The following is a 13,090-nucleotide window of genomic DNA, read 5'->3' as shown; positions in this document are numbered from 1 at the left end:
CGGGTGTCGTGGGCTGACCGACCGCGTGCCCGGGGGGCCGGGGTCCGGGTCCGGGGTCCGGGTGTTCCGGTCCTCGGGCGGCGCGGCGCGCGGTGGATCACCGCTGTTCGGAGGCAGCCGGTGGTGCTGGCTCAGAGGTGGTCGGGCGCGCTGATGCCCCACTGGTGCAGGCCGTCGGCGAGCACCGCCCCGGCGGCCTGGGCGAGGGCCAGCCGGGCACGGTGGACGACCCCGGGTTTCTCGTCGCCGACCGGCAGCGTCGGCCGCTCCCGCTCGGCCGTCAGCAGGGCGTCGGCGACCTGCCGCAGCCGCCCCGGCGCGTTGCCGCGCCCGCGCGGCATCCCACTCACCTCGCCGAGCAGCCCCAGCAGGGCCCGCTCGCCGGGGTACGGGAACGGGTACGCGTCGATCCCGCCCCGTCGCTCACCGCCGGCACCGGCACCTATGCCTCGACGCTGGGCGTCGTCACGTCGGACGTCCCCCCGCTCCTCGGGCGCGAACCCGAGCGCCGCCGCCCCCCGCACCAGCGCGCGGCTGCGCGCGTGCGCGTACCGCACCAGGAACAGCGGGTTCTCCTCCCGCTGCACCAGCAGCGAGGCCACGTTGCCCTCCCCGCCGCCCGCGGCGCGCCACCGCTCGACGTCCCTGGCCGGGTCGTCGGGAAGCGCGGGCGGGCGCGGCCGGGCGAGGATCTCGCGCAGCAGCGCGGCGTCGGCGCCGTCCCCCAACGTGATCGTCAGGAATCCGCCACCGCTGACCTCGACGTCCCGCACACCGTCCTGACGCATCAGCCTGGCGCCGAGCACCCGCGCCACCTCGTCCGCGGACCGCCCGGCCGGGCCGGCCAGGCGCAGCGCGATGCCGGTGGCCCACCGCCCGCCGCCGCCCCGGGGCGCGGGCCGCAGCGGCGCCCGCTCGGGCACCCGCACGGCGTCTCCGAGCTCACCGTCGGTGAGCGCGTCGCGCACGCTGCGCAACACGGCGCCGGAGAGCGCGGCAGGGGTCAGGATCACGGAGTCAGCGTACGAGGGCCCGGCCGGCACGGCGCCACTCGTTTCGCCAACTGGACGGCGCGCGGCCCGCCCCTGCCCTCGGCCGCCAGCCTGCGCACGACACTCACCAACTCGGCGGGCACGAAGGGCTTGGCCACCGCCGCGTCCACCCCGACCGGCGCGTGGCGCGGCACGACGCTGGCGCTGACCAGGACGAGGGGGATGTGCCGGGTGTGCGGATCGGCCCTCAGCCGACCGACCGCGCCGAGCCCGTCGAGGCGGGGCATGTCCAGGTCGAGCGTGATGACGTCGGGCAGGAAGCGCGCCACCGCCTCCAGGCACTCCGCGCCGTCGGACACGGTCATGACCTCGAACCCGTCGAGCTCGAGATTGACCCTGATCAACTGCTGGATGACCTGGCTGTCGTCCGCGACGAGCACCCGGCCGGAAGCGGCTGGCACACAGTCAGGGTAAGACGGCGGCCTCGCGCGCGCCCGCGATTTCCGCGAATCCGTACCCGAGGGTAGGGCCCCCCGCACCCATGAACGGAAACGCCGTGCGGGACACCCACGGCGAGCTGGTAGGGTTCTACCCGTCGCCGCCAGCAGGTGGCACACCGCCCCCGTAGCTCAGGGGATAGAGCAACGGCCTCCGGAGCCGTGTGCGCAGGTTCGAATCCTGCCGGGGGCACCCAAGATGATTAGCTGAAAGACCCCGTGACCAGGGCGCTTGCCTGGTCCGGGGTCGTTGTACGTGTACAGCCGGATGCGGCCGAAAGCAGCCCCATGTCAGCGATCACGTAATGGCCACGTAATGATCTTGGTGGCCATCTCCGCACGTCAGAGTCAGTGTCGTCCCCCATAGCGTTATCCGAGTAACGGAGCGAGGACCGAAGCGACCCGACCTCGCGGGCTCCCAGCCATGGAGCGTACGACGAGGGAGTCAAGATCCTTAGCGTGCTCCCCGAGTATCCATCCCAATGCTCAACGTGACCTATGGAACAAAATGGTTTCCACGGAGCTGCCGACGAGACTGACCAGGGCTGCCACTACTGCTGTAGTAGCCCAGAGGACCACGCGCTTCCAGTCTTCTCCGGACTCACGACGCCGGATACGCACGTCAAGGAGAGCCACGTCGAGCGTCAGACTCGGGTTTCTTCCGTCGGCGAGGACAGACAGGGTGAGGCGTTGCCCCCTGGAGATCATGCCTGGTCCGACCTCCAGCGCGCTTCCAGACACAGTGATCGGGGGAACTCGGTAGCCATGAGGAGCGGAGGAGGTCTCCAGCAACTCGACGATCGGTACGCCAACGTCTAGCCTCAACGGCTGGCCGCCATCGAAAGCTGCGCTGGGGATGTCGCGGCGGCCATCGTTGCGCAGCTCGATTTCCAGCACGTGGGGCTCGGTAAGGATCGCGCCGTTGCGCCGTACTTCCAGCGTGCTACGAACGGCGTTCGAAGGCCCGAGCCGGAGTAACGCCGTAGCAGACATGTCGTAGGACAGGAGGCGTTTGGGATTGCCGACCCGAATGGCCACCCACGCAGCCACGGGAATAGCCACCAAGGCCGCGATCGCGGAGACAGCGGTCCACAGGGTCCCGGAGGTATACCAAGCACCGGCCGTCGTCATCATGGATACAATCCAACCATCCGTCAGCGTTGGAACGTTCGGAGCCCTCCCCGCTAGCCCAGTGTGAGGAGCGGCCCTTTAGGCATAGCGAGGAGCCCCATGCTCCGGGGCTCCTCGCACTGGACCGACGTCCTCCTCACACCTCCGTGTCCTCGTCCTCCTCCCCTAGGCCCTTCATGATCCGCTCGTTCATAGCGGCTTCCTGGCCGTCGACGCACTTGGCGTAGATGTTCAGCAGCACCTCGACCGAGTGCCCCGCCCGCGCGGCGACATCGAGGGCGGGAACGCCGGAGTTCAGCCGCTGGGAGACGGCCCGACGGCGCCGGTAGGTCTGCGACGCCGCAGGCGTGCCGTCAATCTTCCGGGCCACGCCGTCGGCGAGCGCGTGCATGTGCGTGATCTCCGCCAGCTCCGCCACCGGCAGCGACGCCCGTTCCAACCAGCGCACAGCCGCCACGATCTCCTCCGGCCGTTCCCGCTCCCGACGCGGCGGCGGCAGGAGGTAGGAGCGCAGCGCCTTGCGGACGACGGCCACGGCGGGTCGACCGCGTACCTGTTTGACCAGCGCGGGGACGGCCGTCGCCAGGGCGTCGGTCATGCTGCCCCGTTGCTTGGCCGAGGCATGCGGCCAGCGGTGCTCGACGTACCAGAGCGCCAGCTCCAGGACCGACAGCGCCACCGTCCGCCCAACCCGGAGTGAGTCAGGCAGGCCGGTCACCGTGTCGAAGCGCTCTCCCTTGTCGGTGGCGCGCAGCAGCTTGACCCGGAAGCGGTCGGCGAGAGCTTTCGTCTTGTACACGTCGTGGAACGGGGCCCCGCAGGAGTCACCAGCTCCCCAGCGTCGAAGCCGGCCACCGGGCGCACGTCGAGCTGCGTGCCGAAGCGCAACACCCGGGGCCCGACGACCCCGGCGCCGACCGCCGGCAGTCGGACCAGACCGGCCGCCGTCAGGACCGAGGCGGCCAGGAATTCGGTCGTGGCCCAGCCGGGCGGGCGTGTGTCCGGGCCACCCTGGCCGTCGAGGCGGATCACGGCGTGGAAGTGGACCAGACCCCGCCGTTGGCACTCGGCGACCTTGGCGTAGGACAGCCGTACCGCCGTGGCGAACGCGGAGCGGGACAGCCCGGCGCGGCGGGCAAGCTCCCGGCGCAGTTCGAGGGTGAACTGGTGCCACAGCTCCCCGGCGTGCGCCCGCCACAGGACCGCGCCCGCGTAGTCGAAGCAGTGCGGGCAGAGCGGTTCGCCCAGCCGGGCATCCGTCGCGGCGTGCCGAGGTGGCAGCCCAACGGCAACCCGTGGGGACCCCCTCCACCGACTGCTGAGCTGGTAACGTCGATTGCGGCGACTTGAAGCCCATCCAACACCAAGCTCAAGCGGCCAGGCAGGGGAGCAGCCCCAGCGAACAGCGGCATGACGGCCGTGCGGAACAACCACATAGCTTCACGAGAGCGCCGGGTGTTTGGGGGTGATCTCGGATTGATCACTTGTTCGTGGTCAGACCGGGACCCCGTGGACGCTGGCCTGACCATTCGTCAGAAAGGCGCCGGTTTCAATGGAAGCGGTTGGATGGGCAACCACTGCGTTGGCTGTGGTCGGAGGGTGCATCCTCATCATCAGTTACGTTCTGGATCAAGTTGTCGTCATCTCTAGGAAGGTCGTAGCTGCGATCTGTGCCATTCGTGAGGCGCGGAAAGTGTGGCGAGATACAGCACCGGAAGTACAGCAACCGCAGCAACCAGAGGTGACCACCAGCGGCTCTACGCGGTGCGCTGATCAGCAGATCAGACCCCTGTGACCGCCCCGCCCGTAGTTCGTAACGAGAGGTGTTTGGCGTTCCGCCGCTCCGGCTCGGCTGCGGCGCTGGTGCGCCGGTCCGGCCGGGCGGCGGACGCCTACGTGCGCTCGTGGGTGCGGGATGTGGAGGAAGTAGACGGCCGGACATCGTGTGCTGCTTCCCGTTGGAAGGCAACACGACACCCGGGCAGCGGGGACACAGAGGCCCTCGCGGGAGCCAGGCTCGTACCGCTATCGGGCCGGGTGATGCGAGGCCCGCTCAGGGGGTGGGGTGCGGTCGGGCGTCGGTGGTTTCTCGGCTCAGGACCTCCATGGTCAGGCCCTGCACGATGAGTGTGGCGAGCAGTTGTGCTGTCGCTGGGCGGATCTGGCCGAGGTGGACGATGCCGTCTCCGTTGACGTTGACGTCGGCTTTGAGGCCGGCGAAGAGGTGGCCGACGTCCAGTGCTCGGAGCTGTTCGGCCAGGGCGTCGGCCCCGGTCTTGGCGTCGGCCCAGCCGCGTACGTAGCTCACGCCGGAGGCCAGCCCGGTTGCGCTGCCCGCGCATACTCCTCGTGCGTCAGTCATCGTTCCCATCCCTCCCGTCGTGCTCTTCCATGCAGGTCAGGGCCAGGCGCAGTAGCTCGGCGAGGCGTTGTGCCGTCTCTGGTGAGATGCGGCCCAGTTCGATCAGGCCCATGCCGAAGGCATTCAGGTCGGCTCGCAGGTAGGGGAACTCCCGGTCCAGGTCTGCCGCGATCAGGACATCACGCAGGGCGGTGACCGCGTCGCGGGCCGCGTACCACTCGCGGCTGTGGATCGGCGACCAGTGCGCCACGTCGGGCGCCTGTGCCCGTTCGTCGTCGTCGCTACGCCGCATCGCCGGGGCCCGCGTCGGCGTGGTCGGCTTCGTCGGCGAGGTAGTGGCTGTATTCCTTGCCGTACTGTTCGGCCCGCTGCACCACCTGGTGGGAGGCGACGAGCATCGCCGCCAGGGCCGCCGTGCGTGCGGGTGAGGCGTCCGGGGTGGAGGTCGGGGCGTACAGCCAGACGTAGCGGTCACCGGCGAGTGGCATCGGGCCAGGCACGACGACGAGGGAGCCGTCGTCGAGGTAGCGGTACTTCGGCGCGTTGGCCGACTCCGCCGAGAGCATACGGCCGAAGCGTGCCCGCGAGCGGGGTGGGACGAAGAAGCCGACCGCCTCCGATCCCCAGTCCGCCATGACCGGGCCCGTCGGCAGGCCGTGGCGGTCGAGCTGAGCGAAGGTCTCGACGCCGACGCGCTGTTCCACGACCACGACGTCGAAGCGTCGGCCAGCCGGCAGGCCGTAGGGCCTGCGGGGGTCGTCCTCCCACACCTCCCGGCATCGCTGGGGCAGTTCCGCCGCCTCCGACAGCCAGGCGATGCCCCGCCGCGTCATGACCTCCACGTTGACTCACCTCACCGTTGGGACCGCTCGACGACCGGTCGGCCGCCGCACCACCCAGCCTCGTGGCCAAGCCCAAGCGCCGGGGAGATGACGAGAGGTGACGAGGGATGACGAGTGCACGACGTGCGCGTCATCACCCGTCACCTGCGCAGGGGCGACGTTGTTCCTCAGAGCGGTACCGCGTGAGGTGGTGGCTGCGTAGGGTTAGGGGCCCATGGCGGCCGGCGGGAGGAAGGGGGGTTGCCATGGTGAACGACACCCGATCCGGCGACCGCCTTGCTGCTGCGCGAAAGGCGCGTGGCTGGGGGCAGCTGCGGCTGATTCGGGAGCTGCGGCAGCTCGCGGCGCAGCAGGGCCAGCAGCTGCCAACGGACGCGAGCGTCAAGCGGCGCATCGCCAGTTGGGAGAACGGTCACAGCGTCCCGGACGAGTTCTACGGGCCACTGCTGTGCAAGGCGTTCGATGTGAGCGCCGCCGAGCTCGGCCTGAACCACCTCACCGGGCACGACGCGGAGCTGTTGGACACCACCTACCCGGAGTCCCCCGAGGCAGCCATCAATGGCGTCCGGCAGCTGTGGCGTGCCGACCTCAACGAGTACGAGCCCCTACTTACTTCCCAGCCATCGGAAGCGGCCTGGCACGAAGCCTCGTTGCGGTGGCTGGTGACGCCGGAGTCCGCGCCACTCGTCACCAACGGCGGAAGCAGGGTCCGGGTGGGGCTCGCGGACGTGGCCGCGATCAAGACAACGACCGGGATGTTCTCCCAGCTCGACGACCGGTTCGGCGGGGACCACGCCCGGCACTCCCTGATCCAGTACCTCGCCCGCGACGTCGCCCCGGCACTCGACGGCCAGCACAAAGAGTCCGTGGGGCGGGCCCTGTTCTCTACCGTCGCCGAGGCGACGCTTCTCGCGGGGTGGATGTCGTACGACGCCTGCCAGCACGGCTTGGCCCAGCGCTACTTCCTCCAGTCCCTCCGCCTCGCCCAAGACGGCGACGACCGCCGCCTTGCCGGCAGCATCCTTTCCGCGATGAGCCACCAGGCGACCTTCCTCGGCCACTACACCCACGCCGCCACTCTCGCCCGCGCCGCCCTGATGGGCATCGCCAACGTAGCGACGCCGACGCTACGCGCCCAGTTCCACGCCATGGAGGCCCGCGCCCTGGCCCGTACGGGCGACACGCGCGGCTGTGAACGCGCACTCGCCGATGCGACCAAGGCACTGGAGAGCCGCAACAACCGCGACGAGCCGGAATGGATCACCTACTTCGACGAGGCGGAGCTTGCCGCCGAGGCGGCGCACTGCTTCCGCGACGTGAACAGCGCCCGGAAGTCCGTCGAGCACGCGCAGAACACCATGAGCGGCAGCCACGTCCGAAGCGACTTCTTCGCCACGATGGTCCTGGCGGACGCGCGCACCTCCGGGCGGGCGAACCCGAGGAGGCATGCCGCGTCGCCCTTGACGCACTGGACCTCGGCGAACAGCTCAAGTCCGCCCGGTGTGTCAGCTACCTCGCTGAGTTTCGGCAACACCTGCGCGGTATCGGCGCGACAGCCGCCATCCGGGACTTCCACGAGCAAGCAGCGGAGCACAGGTTGTGGACAGCCGCAGGGGGCATTGAGTAAGGGGCAAGACTCGTGGTGTGAGAGCGTTCGTGTTCGGGGCTCCTACGCACCCCGCTGCGGTTCGAACTCTGCGGTGAAGTCCTCCCAAAGCCCGCCGACGTCCTCGTGCAGGCCGTCGAGATGGCGGCCGGTGTGTTCACCAGTCGGCGTGGACTCCACCAGGCACCAGCCGGGAAGTACGTCGCGAAGCTCCATGAGCGGGTATCCGTCGGGATCAGCCGGATCGTGGTCGACGAAGTCCGAGTCCGCCAGCCGATACGCCAGGTCGAAGGCGGTCGCATGGGCGACCCGCCTGGCGAAGAGTGCCAACGTCCGTGGCTCGATGCCCGCATCCTCGAACTGCGCCAGAAGCGCGTCGGGGCTCTGCGGATCGGCGTGCAACTGCTGCACGGCTCCTGGCTGTTCCCACCGCGCCACCGCCTGACGGACACCGCGCAGGAGCAGGAAACGGGCCAGCTGCGCAATGTCTTCATCCATTTCGGAGTCGGCCCAGCCCTCCGGATCCGCCGCGCCCAGAGCCGTGAAGACCCGGACCAGATGGGCACGGCGCTGCTCAGGGTCCTGATGTGTGTCACCAGTCATAGGCGCAGCATGCCAGAGCCGCCGGGGCACATTGTCCCGAGTCCCACCGGCGCACCCAAACTCGCCACCATCACCCGCACCGTGCAGCGGTAAACCATCAACCGGCTAGCCCTTCCAAGCGAGTCCGAGCGTGCTTGTCAGGCGTCAGAGCGGACGCCAGTCCCGACGACTGCCACCCGTCCGTATCGCCCGTACCCGCTTGGCGAACTCCTCGGCCGCCACGGGACTGGACCCCGCCAGTGTGCCGACCCACACCGTCATCATCAGCTCGCGTGTGTCGGCCAGCACGGGGTAGCCCGGCCAGTTCATCAGCTCGAAGCCGTAGTGATGGACGAACGCCTCGTATTCCGTGCGCGTGTGCCAGCCGAACCGTTCGTAGTAGAGCGACGTCAGGACGAGATCCCACTCACGGTGCCCGAGAGAGAAGCCGTCCAGGTCGATCAGGATCGCGCGCCCGTCGTGCTGACGGATGGCGTTGCCGACGTTCGCGTCGCCGTGGATTGCGCCGAAAGGGAGGACGAAGTCCAACCGGTCGTAGTCCTTCTGGAGCTTCGCGGCTCGCTCCTCCACGAACGCGCGGTCGTCCTCGGCCACGCCCTCCATCCGGCTGAGCGAGCCCGCGACGTGTTCGAACGGGTCGTAGTAGGGCAAGCCCAGTGACTCCGGCTCTTCCAACCAGTGGAGCTGTCGCAGCAGGTCACCCAGCTCATCCAGCCGTGCGTACTCGTTCCGGTCCTGTGCGTTCTCCCAGAACGTGACCGCCCGCCCACCGGCCACCACTGGCTGATCGATGCCGGCCAGGACCCGCACTGCGGGGAAGTTCTCCGCCTCAAGCCACCGCGCCACCCGCACGACCCGCTTCATCTGGTCCAGCACCCCGGGGTCAGCCGCGACCCGGACAACAACCGGCGCCGTTGCCAGCCTGTACACGGCGTTGGAGCCCAGCCGCAGCAACTCGGCGCCCGACGGGTCGAGCCCGACCGCGTGGCATGCCTCCCGCAGAGTCGCCCCCGCGGGATCCGCCGTGAACGCTCCCGCGTCGCCCTGTTCGCCGCCGTCAGCCGAGATCATGCGATCGACGCTACCCTCGTCGGCCGGGTGGGGGCAGACGGCCCACGTAATGAGGGCGTGATGATCTTGCTGGAGACGCGGCTCAGCCACGCTCCCCACCAGCTCACCGCCCGCAGCCCGACTGCTTCCCCGGCCTCCGGCGCCGTGTGCGAAAGTTCGAACCCTGCCGGGGCACCCAGAACAACGTGGCAACAGACCCCGTGACCAGCGGCTTAGCTGAGTCCGGGGCTTTCGTGTGTGCGCAGCCGGCTGCGGCGCTGAGCGGCCGTATGTCGGAGGTCGCGGCGTACTCGTGGATGGCAGCGAGGGCGTTCTCCCTGGTCACCATGGGCACCGACAGCAGCTCTCGCCCGGCAGACGGCGCCCACGAGGGATCCGGGGCTTCCTGTCTGGCTGCCGTGATCACTCGTACTCGCGCAAACAGCCTCTCGATGCGTCGGTCGGCGATCTAGGACGACCGTCGATGCAGTTCGCGTAGCGCTGGAGCAGCACCTCGATGCTGTTCCCGGCCCGTGCCGCCACCCCCATCGCGACGACGCGACGAGTTGGGGCGAACGTCAGGAGTGTCCGCGCCTGTCCAGGGTTGGCGACGACCCCGGGGCGACCTCCTTCATGACCCTGGTTTCTGGCAGTTCTTCCCACCTGAGACAGGATTCTCGCTGAGCTTCCCGAGGTCGACGGCGTACGAGCAGGTGTTGACGAAGGCGTTCTTCTTGCTTTCGGCCGCAACTTTTGCGCCGTCGAACTTCAGCTTGAGGGCGTTCAATTGCCATATGGCAGCGGCGATAGCACACAGGAAGGCACGGACTTCCGTTGTGGTGATCAGGGACTCGACGCCTCCTGATCAGCGGAAGTCGTGCCTGCCTGCTCATCAGCCCAGTCGGACCCTATCCACACCCAGAGCATCCCACCCCGGACATATCGACTGACGACGCCACCTTGGACAACAGCCGGATACGCGACACCACAGAACGACGCGTCACTCTGGAAAGCTCAGCGTGCGAAGATCGAGCGGGCCGGGGGTGATCGTGTGATCACCACTGACCAACCTCAGTCAACGGGTACTCGGATAGGGAAATCGAAGGGCTTTTTGTTCATGCCGGTCCGTAGATTTCGGCAGCCTGGTGCCTCACACATGAAAAATTCAGCGACGGACTTCCGGCCTAGGCGATTTTTGAGCCAAGCGCTCTCATCATCGGTGAGGCGGCGGTGCGATTCTTCGCCGTCGCAGGTGTAACAGTACAGCTTCAAGCCCAGGTCACCTCCTGAAGCGAAATGATGACTATCCGTCATTCTATGGATCACATTGAGCAAGCCGACAGCATGAAACAAGACAACTTGTTCCCACTCCTGTGAATCCCTGCATCAAGAGAAACTGCAGGCCTTCCGATCATCGTTGCTGTGCCTTCCGCAAGATCGGCCACGTGCTGACCATCTCCCGTCGGCCACGGCGGCGAGGCCGGTGAGGTGTAGTGCGAGGCGATCGAAGGACTCTCCGGCTGACTGAGAGCGCGCCCGCGCGCCTGTTCAGCTGCGGTCGCAGAGTTGATCCGTCAGGCAGCATTTTCTGTCCGTGCGGGACATCGGTTAGCTCGACTTCATCCGGATCAGGTCACTTAGAAAACCTCAGTAGCCAGCTCGCCAATTGGCAAACCGTCCACCGAAAGCGAAATGCATGCCGCGCTGGGGCGGACGGCCTCCAAGTCTTGAGCCACCTCCCAGGGTCAGGCGCGCCGAGCATGACCCGGGTTAATCGGGCGCTTCGGCGGGCAGGTCAGGGCGCGTACTCGTCCCGACCCTGCACGTTCTCACAGAACATGACTCCCCGTCCACCAGCGATCACCGATTGCTCGACGCCCGACAGGACCCTCACCACAAAGAAGTCCTTTCGCCTCCAGCCACCGCGCCACCCGCACGACCGGCTTCATCTGGTCGAGCACGGCGGAATCAGCCGCGACCCGGACAACGACCGGTGTCGTCGCCAGCCGGTACACGGCGTTCGAGCCGATCCGCAGCAACGCGGCGCCGGACGGGTCGAGCCCCACAAGTGACTCGCCTTCCGCAGAACGATCACCGCGCTCTCCGCCGTGACACCGACGTGTCGCCATCACCCGAGGTCATGCGATCGACGCTACCTGTCGGCGGGCTGGGGGCAGACGGCCGGAGGTCAGGGGTGGCAGAGCCTGGTCCCCGTCTGCCGAGTCGCTGGTGGCGAGGCCCTGGATCAACTCCCGTCGGCGGGATCACCCCAGTACCACGGAACGGTGGGCGGTTGCCACGCTGCGCTCTCGGGTCGATCGAGGATCGGCGGGTCCACGCGCGCGGGGAGAGGCTGGCTGTCGATGACCGCTTCCAGGGAGTGCTGCACGTAACGGAGATAGTTCCTCACATCCCTTATCTGCCTCTTCCGGTCACCTGAACCGATGCCACGGAACCCGACGTCGTAGGCGAGCCGGACCAGATCCCGGTAGCGTTCGCGCACACTCACATCGCTGATCGCGTAGAGATCGGTGACCATGCCGCGTCGAACGGATTCCATGGCTTTGCAGCACTCATCGCGGGCATGGCGACTGTGGTACGGCTCATCGAGTGAAACGTCGGGTAACGACGGCATCCACGCATAGAGGTCTGCCAGCCGTTCGAGCAGCGCCCGTGCGGCGTCGGCGGACCGGGAGCGGCTGCGGCTCACTTCATCGAGTCGGGCGGTAGCGGCACGTTCCGCCACCGACAGAGAGGCTTGAGCGACGATCGCCTTGTTCGTCTGCCAACGTGCCACGACGACGGCGATCGCACCCCCGACCAACGTACCCGCCAGCGCGCCGACCGACTGTGTCACGATGTCTGCCCAGTAGCTCATGGTTCATTGCTTCGCCCTGACTGCCGCCTCGAACCGGCGAGTTGCCCCCGCCGGCTGTCTCCCCCCTCAGGGATCGGGGGCCCGATTCCTACGGCGTATTCGTGGCGTAGAACCGTCACCGAGGCGGAGCAGCAAGCCTCTGACCAGCTCAGAAGACCGATTCGGCGACGGCCTCCGGAGCCGTGTGCGCAGGTTCGAATCCTGCCGGGGGCACCCAGAACAACGTGGCAAAATGCCCCGTGACCAGCGGCTTAGCTGAGTCCGGGGCTTTCGTGTGTGCGCAGGCGGACGCCGCCGCGAGCAGCCTCGTGGCAGTGTTCGCGTAATGGCCACGTAATGATCTTGGTGGTCATCTGCGCACGTCACAGGCCGTTCTCGCCGAGCACGGCGAAGACCCCGGACAGGCCGGGGCCCCGCACGATCACTCCGCTGTCAGCTACTCACTCCCCCGTGTCGTCCTCCTCCCCCAAGCCCTGCATGATCCGCTCGTTCATCGCGGCCGGCCGACAGACCCGTGATCCGCTGGTTCCCCGCGATCACCGCGCGCTGCGTTCCCCACCCCACACACGGCTCAACGGCCAGCCCGCCCGACGCGCCACGGCCAACCAGGCAGGAGCTCGTCAGACGCCGTGGTGGTTCTGCGGCCCGGCGGAGGTCGCGGCCCTGTTGGCGGCTGCGGTGAGCCAGGGCCCGATGGAGCTGTCGTTGGTGAGGTCGGCGCGGTAGGCCAGCGCCACGCGCAGGTAGCGGTGTTGGCGCCAGGACCACCGCCCTCGGTAGCTGCGGCGGACCTCGTCGGGGCAGGGGGCGACGCCGCCCCCGTCGCGGGCGCTCCAGATGGTGAGGCGCCACACCCCTCCCCCGTCGCCCAGGTACTTGTGCGCGCCCTGGGCTGTCGCCACATCGGGGAACGCGAAGACCTGGACGGAGACGAGGACGGGGTTCTCGGGCGTGGCGTGGGGACCGGGCTGCTCCGCGTAGACGCCGACGACCACGTCGGTGCAGCCACGGCGCGCGAGATCCCTGGCCAGGTCGCTGGGGGCCGCTTCATGGGAGGGGCGGATGTCCTCGGCGATCCGCGCGAACTCGATGCCCAGGTCGTTGGTGAACCGCCGCGGCAGCAGGGCGT

14 protein-coding genes, 2 tRNA genes and 1 pseudogene are annotated in these 13,090 nt (G+C 68.4%); 3 read left to right on the top strand and 14 right to left on the bottom strand.

What is annotated here, in order from left to right:
* Window positions 1–131 precede the first annotated feature (131 nt).
* Entirely contained in the window at window positions 132–1,013 is an 882-nt protein-coding gene (locus tag ACTWP5_RS13830; protein WP_443221204.1) for a DALR anticodon-binding domain-containing protein, read from the bottom strand.
* Entirely contained in the window at window positions 1,010–1,453 is a 444-nt protein-coding gene (locus ACTWP5_RS13825) for a response regulator (RefSeq protein WP_443221203.1), read from the bottom strand. The genes ACTWP5_RS13830 and ACTWP5_RS13825 overlap by 4 nt, the downstream gene beginning before the upstream one ends.
* 157 nt (window positions 1,454–1,610) lie before the next feature.
* On the opposite strand from ACTWP5_RS13825, the gene ACTWP5_RS13820 reads away from it, so the two are divergent.
* A tRNA-Arg gene (locus ACTWP5_RS13820) sits at window positions 1,611–1,682 on the top strand.
* A 293-nt stretch (window positions 1,683–1,975) separates the two neighbouring features.
* Here the strand turns inward: ACTWP5_RS13820 and ACTWP5_RS13815 are convergent.
* The 6 genes from ACTWP5_RS13815 to ACTWP5_RS13790 all read right to left on the bottom strand — a co-directional run bounded on the left by ACTWP5_RS13815 (window position 1,976) and on the right by ACTWP5_RS13790 (window position 5,815).
* The gene (locus ACTWP5_RS13815; RefSeq protein WP_443221202.1) at window positions 1,976–2,623 is read right to left on the bottom strand and encodes a hypothetical protein; all 648 of its coding nucleotides are present in this window, start codon (window positions 2,621–2,623) and stop codon (window positions 1,976–1,978) included.
* Between the two features lie 133 nt (window positions 2,624–2,756).
* Window positions 2,757–3,419, bottom strand: coding sequence for a hypothetical protein (locus ACTWP5_RS13810; protein WP_443221201.1), 663 nt, complete (start codon window positions 3,417–3,419; stop codon window positions 2,757–2,759).
* The gene (locus ACTWP5_RS13805) at window positions 3,335–4,054 is read right to left on the bottom strand and encodes a replication initiator (protein ID WP_443221200.1); all 720 of its coding nucleotides are present in this window, start codon (window positions 4,052–4,054) and stop codon (window positions 3,335–3,337) included. The genes ACTWP5_RS13810 and ACTWP5_RS13805 overlap by 85 nt, the downstream gene beginning before the upstream one ends.
* A gap of 619 nt (window positions 4,055–4,673) precedes the next feature.
* Window positions 4,674–4,982, bottom strand: coding sequence for a hypothetical protein (locus ACTWP5_RS13800; protein ID WP_443221199.1), 309 nt, complete (start codon window positions 4,980–4,982; stop codon window positions 4,674–4,676).
* On the bottom strand, window positions 4,975–5,274 hold the full coding sequence (locus tag ACTWP5_RS13795; protein ID WP_443221198.1) for a hypothetical protein: 300 nt from the start codon (window positions 5,272–5,274) through the stop codon (window positions 4,975–4,977). The genes ACTWP5_RS13800 and ACTWP5_RS13795 overlap by 8 nt, the downstream gene beginning before the upstream one ends.
* Window positions 5,264–5,815, bottom strand: a complete 552-nt coding sequence (locus ACTWP5_RS13790) for a bifunctional DNA primase/polymerase (protein WP_443221324.1) — start codon at window positions 5,813–5,815, stop codon at window positions 5,264–5,266. The genes ACTWP5_RS13795 and ACTWP5_RS13790 overlap by 11 nt, the downstream gene beginning before the upstream one ends.
* Window positions 5,816–6,069: 254 nt before the next feature.
* Here ACTWP5_RS13790 and ACTWP5_RS13785 point away from each other — a divergent pair.
* A pseudogene (locus ACTWP5_RS13785) lies at window positions 6,070–7,451 on the top strand (helix-turn-helix domain-containing protein).
* A gap of 42 nt (window positions 7,452–7,493) precedes the next feature.
* Here ACTWP5_RS13785 and ACTWP5_RS13780 read toward each other — a convergent pair.
* From ACTWP5_RS13780 to ACTWP5_RS13760, 5 genes are all read right to left on the bottom strand, one after another.
* The gene (locus tag ACTWP5_RS13780) at window positions 7,494–8,033 is read right to left on the bottom strand and encodes a hypothetical protein (RefSeq protein ID WP_443221197.1); all 540 of its coding nucleotides are present in this window, start codon (window positions 8,031–8,033) and stop codon (window positions 7,494–7,496) included.
* A 144-nt stretch (window positions 8,034–8,177) separates the two neighbouring features.
* The gene (locus tag ACTWP5_RS13775; protein ID WP_443221196.1) at window positions 8,178–9,104 is read right to left on the bottom strand and encodes a phosphotransferase; all 927 of its coding nucleotides are present in this window, start codon (window positions 9,102–9,104) and stop codon (window positions 8,178–8,180) included.
* A 610-nt stretch (window positions 9,105–9,714) separates the two neighbouring features.
* Window positions 9,715–9,870, bottom strand: a complete 156-nt coding sequence (locus ACTWP5_RS13770; RefSeq protein ID WP_443221195.1) for a hypothetical protein — start codon at window positions 9,868–9,870, stop codon at window positions 9,715–9,717.
* 1,042 nt (window positions 9,871–10,912) lie between these two features.
* Entirely contained in the window at window positions 10,913–11,149 is a 237-nt protein-coding gene (locus ACTWP5_RS13765) for a hypothetical protein (protein WP_443221194.1), read from the bottom strand.
* Between the two features lie 179 nt (window positions 11,150–11,328).
* Entirely contained in the window at window positions 11,329–11,961 is a 633-nt protein-coding gene (locus ACTWP5_RS13760; RefSeq protein WP_443221193.1) for a hypothetical protein, read from the bottom strand.
* 135 nt (window positions 11,962–12,096) lie between these two features.
* Between ACTWP5_RS13760 and ACTWP5_RS13755 the strand changes: the two genes are divergently transcribed.
* Window positions 12,097–12,174, top strand: a tRNA-Arg gene (locus ACTWP5_RS13755).
* A gap of 407 nt (window positions 12,175–12,581) precedes the next feature.
* Here the strand turns inward: ACTWP5_RS13755 and ACTWP5_RS13750 are convergent.
* Window positions 12,582–13,090, bottom strand: a 509-nt coding sequence (locus ACTWP5_RS13750) for a hypothetical protein (RefSeq protein ID WP_443221192.1), incomplete at its 5' end; no start/stop codon positions are given.

The organism is Streptomyces sp. 4N509B, from assembly GCF_052245655.1.
GTDB lineage: Bacteria > Actinomycetota > Actinomycetes > Streptomycetales > Streptomycetaceae > Streptomyces.
The sequence above is the reverse complement of the archived record's forward strand: the minus strand, read 5'-3'. Positions and strand labels throughout refer to the sequence as shown.